The organism is Chryseobacterium tructae (assembly GCF_030409875.1).
GTDB lineage: Bacteria > Bacteroidota > Bacteroidia > Flavobacteriales > Weeksellaceae > Chryseobacterium > Chryseobacterium tructae.
This window is the reverse complement of record NZ_JAUFQR010000001.1, coordinates 669035-685414: the sequence shown is the minus strand read 5'-3', so window position 1 is coordinate 685414 and position 16380 is coordinate 669035. Positions and strand designations below refer to the sequence as shown.

Annotated in this window: 10 protein-coding genes and 1 pseudogene; 3 read left to right on the top strand and 8 right to left on the bottom strand. The window is 34.9% G+C overall.

Translation table 11 applies throughout. The annotated features are described in order from the left end of the window. Positions 1-4 precede the first annotated feature (4 nt). The 5 genes from QWZ06_RS03340 to QWZ06_RS03320 all read right to left on the bottom strand — a co-directional run bounded on the left by QWZ06_RS03340 (position 5) and on the right by QWZ06_RS03320 (position 8316). On the bottom strand, positions 5-1372 hold the full coding sequence (locus QWZ06_RS03340; protein ID WP_290295703.1) for a SusC/RagA family TonB-linked outer membrane protein: 1368 nt from the start codon (positions 1370-1372) through the stop codon (positions 5-7). Continuing rightward, positions 1348-2964 (bottom strand): TonB-dependent receptor plug domain-containing protein, encoded by a 1617-nt coding sequence (locus QWZ06_RS03335; protein ID WP_290295701.1) that lies wholly within the window; start codon positions 2962-2964, stop codon positions 1348-1350. The genes QWZ06_RS03340 and QWZ06_RS03335 overlap by 25 nt, the downstream gene beginning before the upstream one ends. Positions 2965-3612: 648 nt before the next feature. Continuing rightward, a complete protein-coding gene (locus tag QWZ06_RS03330) occupies positions 3613-5250 on the bottom strand; it encodes a SusD/RagB family nutrient-binding outer membrane lipoprotein (RefSeq protein ID WP_290295700.1) in 1638 nt (545 codons plus the stop codon). Positions 5251-5263: 13 nt separating this feature from the next. Next, a complete protein-coding gene (locus QWZ06_RS03325) occupies positions 5264-5899 on the bottom strand; it encodes a hypothetical protein (RefSeq protein ID WP_290295699.1) in 636 nt (211 codons plus the stop codon). A 185-nt stretch (positions 5900-6084) separates the two neighbouring features. Then, entirely contained in the window at positions 6085-8316 is a 2232-nt protein-coding gene (locus tag QWZ06_RS03320; protein WP_290295698.1) for a TonB-dependent receptor plug domain-containing protein, read from the bottom strand. Between the two features lie 267 nt (positions 8317-8583). Here QWZ06_RS03320 and rnhB point away from each other — a divergent pair, with 267 nt between their 5' ends. After that, positions 8584-9168 (top strand): ribonuclease HII, encoded by a 585-nt coding sequence (gene rnhB, locus QWZ06_RS03315; RefSeq protein WP_290295697.1) that lies wholly within the window; start codon positions 8584-8586, stop codon positions 9166-9168. Between the two features lie 80 nt (positions 9169-9248). On the opposite strand, the gene yidC is transcribed toward rnhB, so the two are convergent. The 3 genes from yidC to QWZ06_RS03300 all read right to left on the bottom strand — a co-directional run bounded on the left by yidC (position 9249) and on the right by QWZ06_RS03300 (position 13753). Beyond that, positions 9249-11042, bottom strand: a complete 1794-nt coding sequence (yidC, locus tag QWZ06_RS03310) for a membrane protein insertase YidC (protein ID WP_290295696.1) — start codon at positions 11040-11042, stop codon at positions 9249-9251. A gap of 256 nt (positions 11043-11298) precedes the next feature. Continuing rightward, positions 11299-12909 carry a CTP synthase gene (pyrG, locus tag QWZ06_RS03305; protein WP_290295695.1) on the bottom strand — a complete coding sequence of 537 codons (1611 nt, stop codon included), beginning with the start codon at positions 12907-12909 and terminating at the stop codon, positions 11299-11301. Between the two features lie 274 nt (positions 12910-13183). Continuing rightward, on the bottom strand, positions 13184-13753 hold the full coding sequence (locus tag QWZ06_RS03300) for a YceI family protein (RefSeq protein WP_290295694.1): 570 nt from the start codon (positions 13751-13753) through the stop codon (positions 13184-13186). A gap of 140 nt (positions 13754-13893) precedes the next feature. Between QWZ06_RS03300 and radA the strand changes: the two are divergent. Together radA and QWZ06_RS03290 are read left to right on the top strand one after the other, a co-directional pair. Further along, positions 13894-15242 (top strand): annotated as a pseudogene (radA, locus tag QWZ06_RS03295) (DNA repair protein RadA). A 13-nt stretch (positions 15243-15255) separates the two neighbouring features. Next, on the top strand, positions 15256-16362 hold the full coding sequence (locus QWZ06_RS03290) for an AraC family transcriptional regulator (RefSeq protein WP_290295693.1): 1107 nt from the start codon (positions 15256-15258) through the stop codon (positions 16360-16362). Positions 16363-16380 lie beyond the last annotated feature (18 nt).

Sequence of the window (16380 nt, the reverse complement as noted above, 5' to 3'; positions counted from 1 at the left end):
TTTTCTAGAATTTTAAAGTTACATCAATACCAATATCACGAGTCGTAGGCAGTGATCCAATCGACTGGCCTTTCGCTGCTAAACCATTACCTGTTCCTGTTTCAGGATCTGCATAAGGTAGATTTTTGTGAATAATCCAAAGGTTTCTACCTACAATAGAAATTTTAGCATCTCTGATACCTGTATTGGCTAAAATTGACTTTGGTAAGTTATATCCGATACTTGCTTCTCTTAACTTTACATAAGAAGCATCATATACAAATCTCTTGTTTGGCATAACACCGTACCCATCTATACTACCAGCACCATTTGGATCTCCTGCAACTGTTGTATTAGGAGCTCCGTTTGGATTTACTCCTGGATTTACAACTCCACTTTCTCTATAATCAGCTGTTTCTGCGTAAAGTCCGGTTGCTAATCCATATCCCATATCTGGAGAGAATACATCACCACCTTGCTTCACATCAATAAGGAAACTTACTGAAAAATCTTTATAACGGAAACTGTTTCTAACTCCACCAACCCAATCCGGAGTAACATTTCCGATCACTTGGTTATTGTTTCTAAGATAATTTCCTGATGTAGGATCTACAATCTTATTTCCGTTAGCATCATACTGATAATCTGATCCTACTAAAGCACCAAAAGCTTCTCCTACACGTGCATTAAGAGATACGTTGTTCTGATATCTTGCTAATAAATAGTTTTGAGAGTTCCCATTTAATGCAATTACCTTATTTTCATTTTTAGACCAGTTTACATTAATATCCCAAGAAAAGTTATCTGTTTTAATGGGTGTACCATTTAACTGTACTTCAACCCCTTTATTGTCAATTTGCCCTGCATTTACCAAGAATGTTCTATATCCCGTAGCTGGTGAAACCGGTAAATTAATAATCTGATCAAATGTTTTTGTCTTATAGATGGCGAAATCAAATCCTAATCTGTTTTTGAAAAACTGCGCCTCCATACCAAATTCAGTTTCTTTCGATCTTTGAGGTTTCAAGTTTGGATTAGCAAGGAAGTAAGGCTGATCAAATAATCCTTCTCCTCTTGCCTTAAATGTATTTACTAATCTATAATTTCCTGTAGAAGATCCAACTTCTGCGTAGTTAGCTCTAACTTTCCAGAAGCTCAACCATGGCTGCTTCACAAATTCCGATAAGATCACGGCTCCAGTAATAGAAGGGTATCCGTAGCTATTATTTCCTTTTGGTAAGTTTGAAGACTGGTCACGACGATAGGTAGCATCTACAAATAAGAAGTTTTTATATCCTAATGATGCTGTTGCATAATAACTTGAAGTAAGCCATTTTGCATAATTTTCATCAGGAGGAAGTATTGTTCTTACTGAATTGGAGATGGCAAACAATCCAGGTTTGATAACCCGCCTTCAGTACTCATATATACGTTATCGATTAAATTTCTTCTAACGTTTCCACCTGCAATTCCGCTCAAACTTAAGTCCTCCGTAATATTAAATTTATAATTTAAGAATACATCGAAGTTTAATTCAGAGTTTTTCATGTTGGTTCTGGCATATCCTGAAGAAACATTCAATCCTGAAGCACCGAATACTTGTGGAATTGATCCATTCATTAATCTTTCTTCTACAACCATCTGTAAATCATCATAAGACAATTTACCTGTAATTCCTAAATTTTTAGAAATATCATATTTTAACTGAGCATAACTAAATACTCTCGTTCTGTTATCAGACTGATAGTTTTGGTATCTTTGGAAATAAGGGTTATTCCAGAATTGAGGAGTTGCTTCATCTGGTGAAGTTCTGTTCCATGAAAAATTCGTATTTCCATTATTTAAATAGGCATTTCTTAATGCATAGACATCAACGTTCGTCTGCCACCATTGTCTGAAACCAGAAACAACGTTATCAGAATAACCGGTTTCATTACGTCCTTTCGTATCCTGCAACGTTAAAGTTGTAAAAACTGAAGCGTGTAACTTATCCGTAAAATCGTGATTAAATTTAGCTGAAATCGTATTTTTTCTTAACTCTGAATTCGGTAATAAACCATTAGAAAGCATATTGGAATATGATAAGGAAAGATTTGATGTCTTATTTCCTTTCTCAATGGTTACTGTATTAACATAAGTGACTGGTGTTTCAAAAAATTTGATTGGCCCGTTTTTGGCAGCAACCCAAGGTGTTGCTTTTTTGTAATTCGGAGAAGAAGGATCATATGAATCCCACTGATATACCAAAAGACTAGGATCAAATTTAGGACCATAAGAAGCATCATCCTGGAAGTTGGTATAATGATACCCATCCTTACTTAATGGAAAGTTCCAATCTTCACCACCATATCCGGCTCCATATTTTGTCTGATATGTAGGGAATGTAGATTTATCTACAAAACCTGCCGTAATTCCTGAAGTTAAAGTAACCCCCCAGCTGCCATCGTTATTACCTCTACCATTTTTAGTAACGATCAAAATTACCCCATCACTACCCCTCTCTCCGTAAAGTGCAGAAGCTGCTGCACCTTTCAAAACGTTGATGGATTCAATATCTTCCTGATTGATATCTGATAGGAAGTTACCATAATCAAATGGCGCATTTGTTGATAAGGATGAGTTGTTAACAGGAGATCCATCAATTACAATAAGGGGAGAACCTCCTGATAAGGATTTATACCCTCTGATCAATAGGTTTGAAGATCCACCAAAGTTGTTGTTTGTATTTACCTGTAATCCGGCTACCTTTCCGGAAAGAAGAGATGCCACGTTTCCTGTATTGGTAGTTCCGCCGACTAATTCGGCTGCTTTTACCTCTTCTGAAGCATAGCCCAGTGATTTTTTTTCTCTTTTAATACCAAGAGCGGTTACTACCACGCCCTCGATCTCTTTTGTTTTAATAGTATCTTTCTTTTGCTGAGCATTTGCAACTGCAATAGAAGATGACAATACTAAAACAAGAAGACCTGTTGTTAGTTTCTTCATATCAAATTAATTTTGTACCCTACAAATTTGTAAAACTTTCCTAACAACACAAAGGATTTTTTAAAAAAAATATCAATATTTCAATAATCAAGAATGAAAACAATCAATAAACTATTAAATTAAGTTAAAAATGCTTTTTTTAACAAAAACAAGGAAAATTAATCGATATTTTTTTTTGAATAAATCAATGGCATCAATTATTGATATTTTCTATGGTCAAAATCTCCATATACCACATTAACACACTGGTTTACAGGATTATTAATCACTATTATTGGAATAAAACTCACGCTATTTAACCACATACAATGCTTAGCATATATTTTTTATTATCGCTAAAAAAAGCTAGAACGTCGTGCAAACAACGAAAAATGCACTACAGATTTAATGAAAAATATGAATAAATTAATATAATAAAAACATAAATAAAATCCTTTCAAAAAAATAGACTTATATTTTAATACATCCATTATTTTATTGATATTAATTAAATAATTCCGCTTTCACTTTTCCATTTCTATAATTGAAATTCTCTCTATAAAATTTTAATAAACCATTAGGCATTTCTATAATTTCTATAAATATTCAAACATTAAAAAGGCCACCCTATAAAGAGCAGCCTTTAAAAATATATTAAAATTTATAGAATTAGTTTTGATTCCAGAAAGGAGTCGTTGCATTCTTATTAAACATCTGAGCTGTAGTTAGCTTAGGTACATTATTAGCGTTTGAACCATATTCAGAAGTAGGATAAAATAATCTCAATGGTCTGTTTGCTTGTGAACTCGTTACAGCCATTGGCGTTACAGGATATCCTGTTCTGTTGTAGTCAAGAAACGTTTCCATAGGGCTAACATTAGTTAATGCTAACCATTTTTGAGTCATAATAGCTTCAATTTGCTGATTAGTAGAACCTGTAAAGCCAAGGCCAACTTTTGTAGCAATCGCAGCTTTATAAGCAATCATTCCTGTATCAGTAGCTCCAACCCATTTACCTGATGCATCAATTCCTGCATCGAAATGTCCTTGAGGATTCCCAAACAAAGATGGATATCTCACAGCAGCCTCAGCTTGTAAAAACTCACTCTCAGCCAAGGACATTACAACTCCTCCTCTGGCATTTCCAGCTTTAATAACATCTGCAACAGTAGCTACCGTTGTAGATCCAACAAAATTACCAGATGCTAAAACAGATAAAGATTTATTATCAGTTGGTGCGCCTGGCTGCCCAGCATTAGCTCCCTGTCTGATACCTTTCACTTGCGCAACGCCATTATATGTTACAGAAGTAAATAATCTAAACCTTCTAGGATCAATAATTCCACTAAATTTAGTGTAGTAAGGCTCTGTAGAGTTCATCAAATTCCCATTCAAACAATTCGCAATATGCTCAGAAGCACAGATGTAAGACAAAGAAGGAGAACCTGTAGCAGTATATTTATAAGACAAAAAAGGATTCATCGTTCCATTATTTGCTGAAGAATATCCTGGATTGTTGAGAACATTATCTTTAACAAATGGGGCTCCAGCCAGAGTAGCCAGTTTTTGGTCTCTGTAAGCTGCCATATCTCCTGTCACATTAGACATTCTTAACAGCATTCTTAACTTAATAGTATTTGAAAAAGCAATCCATTTATCCGTATTTCCTGCATAGATTGGATCAGTAGTAGCCACTTTAGCATCAGGATGTTTCAAGGCAAGCAAAACATTTGCCGCTTCCAAATCTGCAATCAAAGCCATATAAATATCCTTATCATCATCATATTTTGGAGTAAGATTAGAAGAGCGTAAAAAAGCTTCTTTATAAGGAGCATCTCCATATAAATCAACAATATACTGCATATAGAAAGCTTTTACAATCTTAGCAATTGCAACGTAATTATCCTGAGCATGATCTGCATTAGGATAATCTTCCACTAGCTTAAGGTTAGCAGCATACAAATAAATCCTATTCCAAATACCACTATAAAAACTATCATTTACAGCTCCTAAGGTATATTCTGCATTATACACCCCACCAACATTATAAACATCTGTAGCCCAGTTATTCATCATTACATTTCCAAAAGTCATCATGGAAGCTGCACGACCTCCAACTTCACTTCCTTGTGCAATGAATAATTCATTGATAGCACCCGGAATAACCTGAGATGGTAAAACATTTTCAATATGCCCTGCATTTGGACTTTCATTAATATCCAGGTAATCATTACATGACACAGCACTTAAGCTTAATGCCAAAGCCGCTAAGGGCATAATTAATTTGATTTTATTTATCTTTTTCATTTCTTAATTTTAATTAAAATGATGCACTCATACTAACTCCAAATGTTCTTGTAGTAGGATACTGACCCGTATAGGCAATACCATAAGCATTTGGTCCCCCAACGCCAAGGGCTTGTCCTGGTCTTTGATTGGGAGCCCCTGAATTACTAGCTGTTTCAGGATCTGCAAAATTTCTGTTGCTTTTAGCATACCATGCAAAAGGGTTTCTGGCATATACACCAAACGTAAGGTTGGTAAGGAAAGTATTGGCAAGAACAGACTTAGGCAAGGTATAACTCAAAGCAATTTCTCTGATTTTGAAAGCCGTTCCATCTACAACAAACTCTTCTCCAATAGCATTATAATAACCATTCGCCGAAAAATAAGTCGATGCGCTGGTATAATTCGGACCTAAAGCAGCAGTAGTATTGGTAACATATACAGGATTTGCGGCTGTTCCTACATTCTGTACAGAATTAGGCACCACATACCCCTGGCTTCTGTCATAATCAGCAGATTTCTCTAAAGCTCCCGTAAACCCTAACAATTGTTTCGTAATAGATAAAAAACTATTTCCGGTTCTATAATCAGCAGTACCTGAAAGTCTAAATCCTTTATAACGGAAAGAAGTACTGAATCCTAAAACATAATCAGGATTTACTTTACCCAATATCTCAAAACCTGAAGTTGCTAAAGGAACTCCATTTTTACCGACAATAATTCTACCCTGATCATCTCTCTGGTATTTCGTTCCTTTAATCAGAGGATACTCCTCACCTTTCTGAACAAAAATACCTGCAGATGGGCGACTTACTGATAATAACTGAACTTCAGTAACCCCATTCTGAAGATCTGTTACTTAGATGTATAACTACTATATGAACCTCTGATATTCCATTCGAAATCTTGTGTTCTTATCGGAGTAAACCCAAGATCCAATTCAATCCCTTTATTAACAGCATCACCAATATTATCTCTTAAAGTACTAATACCAGCACTATTAGCAATAGAAGAATTCGTAATCAAATCAGTAACTCCAGATCTAAACACTGACCCGCCCATAGTAATTCTATCTTCAAAGAATCCTAACTGTATTGAAGCTTCCTGAGTAGAGGTAAATTCTGGCTTAATACGAGGGTTCGTAGGGTTTCTATTAATTAAATATGATGCATTGTTCATTGGAAATCCGGTCGGAATTAATCCAGTTACCTCATCTGTCGCATAAGGGGAAATTGCATTTGTACTTCCTACGCTTGTATAAGAAGCTGTAATTTTTGCGTAGTTCAAGACCCCTCCCTTCAATGCCTCAAAAGCTTTAGTTGGTATAAATGAAAGACCCGCTGAATAATAGGTATAAGGCTTATTAGTAAGCTCTTGAGTAAAAGTATCACGTGTAGATAATACCGAACTTTTTTCAACTCGAATTGTTGAGTTTAAAAATAAATAATCTCTGAAAGCTAAATCTAAATTGGCAAAACCTGCAATAGTTCTTACACGAGACTGTGTATTCTGAAGTTCAGAAAACGATGTAGGATTTCCAACATTATTGATATGATAAAAACCTGGAATCTGAAGATTAGTTCCTCCCACAGTAGTCACTGTAAATGAATCATCTCTCACGTTATTTCCTACGTTCAATTTCAATCCTAAATCATCCGTAAGCTTATAATTAAAATTCAACATGATATCCCCATAGTAATTGAATCTTCTGCTTACACTTTTAAAATAATTCGATTCAATATTACTATGTTGATAGGTCAGAAATGATGTTCCATCATATGCTGTATTTGTTTTGGGAAATATTTTACCAAATCTCCAGCCATTGTTATAACTTTCACCTAATGCAGAAATGCTTAATACATTCCCTAAATAGGATAAGCTAATATGCTCGTTAAATGTATATTCAAGGTTTATAATCCCACTGAATGTAGTACTTTTATTATTATATCTTACGTTATCTATCGTCCAATAAGGATTATCCGCATATGTTGTAAAATAATGTTCTGCATCAGGTTTCGAAAAAGCTCTGATATCGACATTTGTAGGCATTTGAAGCAAGTTATAATAAGTATCTGAGCTTGTTTCAGAAGTTTGCTGATCAATTAAATTGAAAGTACCATCTACTCTCAATTTTCCTAATTTCTTACCAGCCTTAAACAAAATATTGTTTCTGTTTAACCTGTCTTTATCTACAATGAAATCATTTTGAGTTCTGTTGATTGATAAGAATGCATAAGAATCACCTCCACCCACATTCATAGTCAAGCCATTTTGATACAATAGTCCTGTCTTGAAGAAATCAGCAAAATGATTTTTTCTAGGAGCATATTTCCCCATCACAAACTGTCCATTTGCATCAGGTGTTCCAATAATCAAGTCCTTCCCGGCTATAAGTGGATCTGAATAAAGTGGACCCCATGATGTATTCTCATAAGGAATCCATGTAGTACCACCCATTTCTGGAAATCCTGGTGTAAAATCTCCTCCAGGAGCTCCCTGACCATATTTATCCTGAACAATAGGTAACTTATACACAGAAGAAGCATCTATGTTTGAAGTTAAGGTAAACTGAATTTTTTCAGATTTTGTTCCCTTCTTCGTTGTAACAACAATTACACCGTTTGATCCTCTTTCACCGTATAATGCAGCTCCTTGCTGTCCTTTAAACACGTTAACACTCTCAATAACATCAGGAGGCAACTGCTGGAAAATAGTAGCCGTAGAAGGCGCTCCATCAATAACGATAAATGCACCGTTATCTCCTGTTAAAGATCTCTGTCCTCTTAAGTTAATCGTTGCCTGTCCATTTACAGAACTATTAGGAACGTTAATATAAAGACCAGATACTTTACCGGTTAATGCCTGAACAGCATTCGGGTTACCTGCTTTCGTAAGTTCTTCAGTTTTTACAAGGGCTGTACTTGCTGTAATAGCGTCTTGTTTTTTCTTAATCCCCAATGCTCCCGTTACTACAATCTCTCCAATATTCTGTGTAGTTAATGTGTCTTTCCCTTTTTTCTGGGCGTTTACATTAAAAAAAGAAGCAGAGAGTGCAACAATCAGAACACTCGTTGTTAATTTCTTCATGAATCAATTAATTTTTTATTGGATACAAATATGTGAAAGTTTCTTAAAATTACCAAACAATTTGTTAAAATATTGAAAATAACTTACATAAATTCAATAAAAAACCAATAAAAACGTAAATAATTCACTAAAATAAGACCAAATAGAAATAATCAAAAACCGCTATTTTAAAGGAAAATTTAACATATTTTCATGAAAAAACAACATATACATGAAAAATATTATTTAGAAAAAAAATTATATTTTTGCATCCGTAGAAAAAAAATTATGGACTTAATAAAAAGCTGGTCAAACATTTACATCGAAGCAGGATGTGATGAAGTAGGAAGAGGGTGTTTAAGTGGACCGGTAGTTGCCGCTGCAGTTATTCTGGATGAAAATTTTGAACAAAATTTAATTAATGACTCCAAACAATTAACATTTAAAACCAGAATGGATTTGGACAGTTACATCAGAGACAATGTAAAAAGCTACTCCATTGCAGAGCTTCCTCCTTCTTTCATAGATGAGCATAATATACTTAATGCCAGCATCCATGCCATGCATTGTGCGTTGGATAAGTTAACCATAACACCGGAACTTATTTTAGTTGATGGAAATAAATTTCACCCCTATAATTACATCCCTCATCAATGTATCATAAAAGGAGATTCAAAAGTTTTATCTATTGCTGCGGCCTCTATTCTTGCTAAAAATTACAGAGACAAATTAATGATCGAGCTTCACGAAGAGTTTCCTGAATATGGATGGAATACCAATTTCGGATATGCCACAAAAAAACATCAGAATGCCCTCATCAAACATGGCCCAACAAAACACCACAGACAGTCTTTCAGATTAAAATATGACTAATAGTAGAAATTTTAAAACTTATATAAACAAAAAAAGAGAAGCAGTTGCTTCTCTTTTTTTATGATCAATTGATTTGTCAATTATTTCTTTTTGCCTTTTTCTTGAGTTTGCTGTTGCTGCTGAGCCTGCTCCATCATTTCTCTCATTTTCTTCTGGAATTTACCTTCCGTTTTCGGCTTTTCTTTATTCGCCTGAATCTGAGCATGAATTTTCTTCTCATCCAGAATTACATACTTAATCACAAGAATGATTAGAATGTTAATTGCATTCGATACAAAATAATACCATGAAAGACCAGATGCTGATGTATTTAAGAAGAATAAGAATGTAATCGGGAAGATATACATTAGTACTTTCATATTTGGCATTCCTTCTTGTTGTGGCTGTTGCATATTTCCTGATGTCATTACTGTATAGATCAGGATAACAATTGTACAAGCCAATGCGAAGATACTTAAGTGATCTCCAAGGAACGGAACTTTAAATGGCAATTTAATCAAATCATCATAAGCTGTTAAGTCTTTTGCAAACCAGAATCCCTGTCCTCTCAAATCAATAAAGTTCGGGAAGAAACGGAATAGCGCATAGAAGATCGGAATCTGCACCAATGCAGGTAAACATCCTGCCATCTGATTAACTCCTGCTTTCCTATAGATCTCCATCGTAGCCTGCTGTTTCTTCATTGGATCAGCATCCTTGAACTTCGCATTTGCTTCATCAATTTCCGGACGGATCACTTTCATCATAGCACTCAGCTTATGCTGCTTGTACATAATTGGTGATAGAATCAATTTTACGATGATTGTCATTGCAAAAATTACCCAACCTGCTGATAATCCCCATCCAGCAATAATTGCATATAACCACATGAAGAAATAACGGTTCATAGCTCCAATGAAAGACCAACCTAACGGAAGAATCTCATCAAAGTTTTTATCGTAAGATTTCAATAATGGCAGATCCAATGGCATAAAATACCATGTGAAATCCTGGTTTAATTCACTTCCGGTCATCTGAACAAAACCTTCATAGTTTAATTTCTTCAGATATTCTCCTTCTTCTACATTCTCCTGATTCCCTTTACTTTGAGTAAATCCATTCTTAGCTTCAATAACAGAAGTAAAGAACTGCTGTTTTACACCAATCCAGTTAAGAGTTTCTTTTTCCTCCTCCATTGTGGTTCTTCCATCATAATCATAATCTTTATAATTATTGAAAGCATAAGAGAATTCTGAGTGAGATTGTTCCTGAGCTCTACCCTTTTCAAGGTTTCTTACACTATAATCCCAAATAAAGTCTGCTTTGTTATCAGAAGTGACTGCTGCAAGACCTTGAGTTCTTACTTTAAAATCAAGAGTATATTTTGGAAGTAATGTATAAATAAACTGGATAACAGCTCCATTATAGTTAGCCGTCATTGTTACAGCATTTCCATTAACAGTAGGTGAGAAAACTAAATCTTTAGTATTGATCACTTTCCCCGTTTTGTCTTTAAACTGGAAACCGTAGTTTGAATTATTTTTATTGATAAGATAAAGCGGAAGGTCAGCCTGATCCGTTTTATTATTGTATGCTTTGTATTCTGAAAGCTGAACTTTAGAAACCTGTCCTCCTAAGCTTGAGAATTCAACATTCAGTTCTTTGTTAGACAAATTAGCTGTCTGAATCGCATTAGGAGTTACATTTGGATTGATATTGGTGGCCTGAGTTTGTTTTACGGCATTTTTCACCTGTTCCGTTTTCTGCTGCTGAGCTTTTAACTCTTCTTCTTTCATCTGCTTGTTCTGGAAATAGAACATTGCACCGAAGAGAATCAGGCATAAAACCGCGAAACTAATCATCTGCTTCTTATCGATTCCGTTGTTTTGTTGCATTTTATTTTTGTTATAATTAAAATTTCCTATTTACTGACTTACTACAATCCTATAAGAAAACTTATAAATCTGTAGTAAATTTGAGCTGACAAAAATACTGTTTTTTTATCAAAACTCTATACTATAATGCATTACTATATAATAAACTCAGGCTGAGAAAAATCAACCTGAGTTTATGTTTAGACGTTTGTGGTAAAAAATTACCTTATTTGTTGTCGTTGGGTTGAATATTACGTTCTTCCCACACTAAAATATCTTACTTAGAAGTTTCACAAGCTTTAATAAAAGCTCTGAATAAAGGATGTGGTGTAGCTACCGTACTCTTGTATTCCGGGTGGTATTGTACCCCAACATAGAACGGATGTCCTGGCAATTCCAGTGCTTCTACCAATCCTGTTTCCGGGTTTGTCCCTGTAGCTAGGAAACCATTCTTTTCAAATTCCTGAAGATAATCACTGTTGAATTCATAACGGTGACGGTGTCTTTCAGAAATATTTTTGCTTCCGTAGATTTCGTATAGCTTAGATCCGTTTTTCAAAGCACATTTCCAAGCTCCAAGACGCATTGTACCTCCTTTATCTATTACATTTTTCTGTTCTTCCATTAATGAAATTACAGGATCTGGAGTTGCTGTATCAAATTCCACAGAGTTTGCTTTTGTATGCCCTAAAACATTTCTTGCAAATTCAACCGTCATAATCTGCATTCCTAAACAGATTCCCAACATTGGAATTTTGTTTTCTCTTGCATATTTTGCGGTAAGAACTTTTCCTTCGATACCTCTGTCTCCAAAACCTGGAGCAACAAGGATACCATTTACCCCTTTAAGTGTTTCTTTGATATTCTCTTCTGTAATATCTCCACTGTACACCCATCTTACTTTTACTTCAGTTTCAAGGTCAGCTCCTGCATGTTTGAATGCTTCAGCAATAGAAATATAAGAGTCCTGAAGGGAAACATATTTTCCAACCAAAGCAATTTCAACCGTTCTCTTAGGGTTCTGGAATTTTTTAACAAAAGTTTTCCAGTCTTTAAGATCAGCATCTTTATCACTTTTCAGATCCAGCTCTTTCAAGACTACATCATCAAAGTTTTGCTTCTGAAGATACATTGGAACCTCATAAATAGTTTCCATATCCTTACACTCAATAACGTTTTCTAATGGAACGTTACAGAACTGAGCCAATTTTGCTCTCTGATCTTTTGGAATTTTGTGTTCGGTTCTACAAACCAATACATCAGCCATAATTCCGCTTTCCATCAACTGACGAACGGAGTGCTGAGATGGTTTTGTCTTTAATTCTCCACTTGAAGCCAAATAAGGCAATAGGGTAAGGTGGATTACCATAGAATTTTTCTCTCCCAATTCCCATTTCAACTGACGAACAGTTTCAATGTATGGTAAAGATTCAATATCCCCTACTGTTCCTCCGATCTCAGTAATAATGATATCGTAGTTTTGTTTAGAAAGGATTTTAATTCTACGTTTAATTTCGTTAGTAATATGAGGAATTACCTGAACTGTTTTTCCAAGGAAGTCTCCTTTTCTTTCTTTTTCAATTACAGTCTGGTAGATTTTTCCTGTAGTAACGTTGTTGTTTTGGGATGTAGGAGCATCAAGGTAACGCTCGTAGTGACCTAAATCCAGATCCGTCTCCGCACCATCTTCAGTCACATAACACTCTCCGTGTTCATAAGGATTCAAAGTTCCCGGGTCAATATTGATATAAGGATCAAGTTTTTGGATCGTTACGTTAAAACCGCGTGATTTTAGCAATAGTCCCAGAGAAGCAGACACGATTCCTTTTCCCAAAGATGAAGTTACACCTCCTGTCACAAAGATGTACTTTGTATTCTTTTTACTCATTAGATTAGGTTTGTGCAAAGTTATGGGAAAAAGAGATACAAAGCAATTTTTTACATTTTGAAAATGCGAAAACATGCTTCAAACAACTATAAAACCTGATTAAATTTTTTATCTGTATCAAATAGGGATCCATAACAAAAAGCGATTCATTCCCTTTTTATTTTAAAGAAAGTGTTTCCTTCACTACAGCTTTTTATCAACGAAAAAAATATCAAATACAAAAAAGCAGCTCTGAAATCCTCCAAAGCCACTTTTCAATTCGTTTATATGCAAATTATTTTTTAACCAATTCAAGATAGGTAGTAATTTCGATATGCTTAGCAATACCTGCAGCTGTAGGGTCATAATTCAACCCATAGTCAAAACGACTGATAGAGAATTTTGCCTGCATTCCCATAATCTCTTTCCCTTCTTTATTCTTTGTAATACCTCCTAATATCACAGGAACACTAATTTCTTTAGTAACATCTTTAATCGTTAGTTTACCTGTAAATACATAGGATCCATCTTTTTCTTTTGAGATAGAAGCTGTTGCAAATTTAATCTCACTATATTCTTCTGCAGCAAAAAAATCTTTACTTTTAAGATGCTTATCTCTCATCTCCACTCCTGTATTAATACTTTCAGGATGGATACTGATATCAAAAACAGCATTCTCAAGACTATTGCCTTTTGTTTTCAAGTTTCCGCTGAATTTATCGAATCTTCCCTGAACGAAGCTAATTCCCATATGCTCAACCGTAAAATTTACCGAAGAATGCATCTGGTCTATATTCCAAGTATTTTGTGCAAAAGAGAAAGTGCTTAGAAGAGCAAACACGAAGGATAAAAATAGTTTTTTCATTGTAATTATATTTTACATTAATATTTTAATTTCAACAAAGCTAAGATATAAAGATATTTCTATCGTTGATCTATGTTAGTATTTGATATTTAAATGCATTTAAGTCTCGGAAAAAAATGCTTTTTTTATAACTTCGCAGTATGGCAAAATTGAAAACGGCATATTTCTGTCAAAACTGCGGAAGCCAATATTCCCAATGGATGGGGCAATGCAAAAACTGTGGACAATGGAACACTCTGGTGGAAGAAGTAGTGGAAAAACCTAATAGCAAATCGGTACCCTTCTCAAAAACCAAGCAACATGTCATCAATATCATTGAGGTAGAAACCAGTGAAGAACCAAGACTAAAAACTCCATCTGAAGAACTGAACCGTGTTCTGGGAGGCGGAATTGTTTTAGGTTCTGTTACTCTGATCGGTGGTGAACCGGGAATCGGAAAATCTACTCTTCTGCTTCAGCTTGCCTTAAAAATGAAGAAGAAAATTTTCTATGTTTCCGGGGAAGAAAGTGCTTCTCAGATTAAAATGAGGGCCGACAGATTAACGGATGTCCAAAACCCGAACTGTTTTCTATTTACAGAAACTTCGCTGGAAAAATACTTCACGAAGCCAAAAAACTAGAGCCTGATTTCATGATTATCGACTCTATTCAGACGCTTCAATCTCAATTAATCGAAAGTTCTCCAGGAACAGTTTCCCAAATCAGAGAATGCTCCAATGAGATCATTAAATATGCTAAGGAAAACAGTATTCCTGTATTTTTAGTAGGTCATATTACCAAAGACGGTCAAATTGCAGGCCCGAAAGTATTGGAACACATGGTAGATGTAGTTTTAAATTTTGATGGCGACCGAAATCACCTTTTCAGATTATTAAGAGCCAATAAAAATCGTTTTGGTTCTACTTCTGAAATTGGAATATACGAAATGATCTCTCAGGGATTAAAGGAAATTAAAAATCCATCAGAAATCCTGATTACAAAAAAATTCGAAGAACTTTCCGGAAACTCTGTAGCTGTAACCTTAGAAGGAAACAGACCTATGCTTCTGGAAATTCAAGCCTTGGTAAGTACAGCCGTGTATGGTACTCCACAAAGAAGTTGTACCGGATTTGATTCCAAAAGACTGAATATGCTTTTGGCAGTATTGGAAAAAAGAGCTGGATTCCAATTAGGAGCCAAAGACGTTTTCCTTAATATTACAGGAGGAATAAAAACAGATGATCCCGCTTTGGATCTGGCTGTTATTGCTTCTGTTCTTTCTTCCAATGAAGATATTGCCATTTCAGAACATTATTGCTTTGCCGGCGAAGTCGGATTAAGTGGAGAAATTCGTCCCATTGCCCAGGTCGAACAAAGAATTACAGAAGCTGAGAAGCTGGGGTATGAGAAAATATTCGTTTCCAATCTTAATAAAATTCCGAAAAGAAAATTTGGAATCAAGATTGAAGAGGTAAGCAAAATTGAAGATTTCCACGAAAGGCTTTTTTAAAAAAATGTAAATAATGCAACTCGAAAACATTCAGAAGTTTGTACTGGTACTGCTTTATGGAGGATTAACTTTACTCTCCTTTACTGTATTAATTAATCCTATGCGGGTTAATAAAAAGGCTAACTTCTTTTTCGGGATCTTTATATTACTCTGGTCAAGTTACTGGCTTCTTGATATTTTACATTTCTGTGGAATTTCTACGGATTCCTGGTTTGTACTTACGTTGTACGCAATACAAATCTTTACTCCGATCTTTTTATTTTTCAGTGTTGTCTTTTTTATCAATCCTAATTACCGTTTTAAAAAATCTGATCTCATTTGCTGTATTACTCCGGCAATCTATTGGATATTGCTTTTCAACATGGAAAATCATCCGATTATCAGAAGTATTGTAATGCTTATTGATATTTCCCATAACCTCCCCTACATTGCTCTTATTTATTTTAAAATCAGAAAGCATCAAAAGCGGATTGAAACCATTTCTTCAAACACAGAAAATATCGACTTACAATGGCTGATTAAATTAAGTTTTCTACTTTTCATAACTATTGTTATTACAGTTGGCTATGAGCTTTTCAACACTTTTGTCTATAAAATGCATCAGCATTTGGTGATGGATCTGCTGTTTCTTTTTATTGCTTACAGTACTCTTTATTATGTTCTGAGGCAAAAGGAAATCTATCCTGTAGATAAAAATCAGCGTGAAGAACTTCTTTCTATTGAACTGGAAAATGACGTAGAGGAAACATTAAGAAAAAAAATAATCCCCGATGAGGAATTTGACACATTAAAACAAAGATTAATTTCAATAATGGGAACCGGTAAGCCTTATTTGGATGGTGAACTCAATCTCTTGAAACTATCTGATCTTATTTCCATCAATGCCCATCAACTTTCCTATCTTCTCAACACCGGTTTTCAAGAGAACTTTTTCTATTTTGTGAATAAATACAGGGTAGAACATGCCAAAAAAATGCTTACTGATCAATCTTTTCATAAGCTTTCCATCTTAGGAATTGCATTTGAATCCGGTTTCAATTCAAAGACCGCTTTCAATACCATTTTTAAAAAAATGACAGGTATGACTCCTTCCGAATTTAGAAAGGAACAATCTAGCTAGTCTTCTTCAGAAAATGTA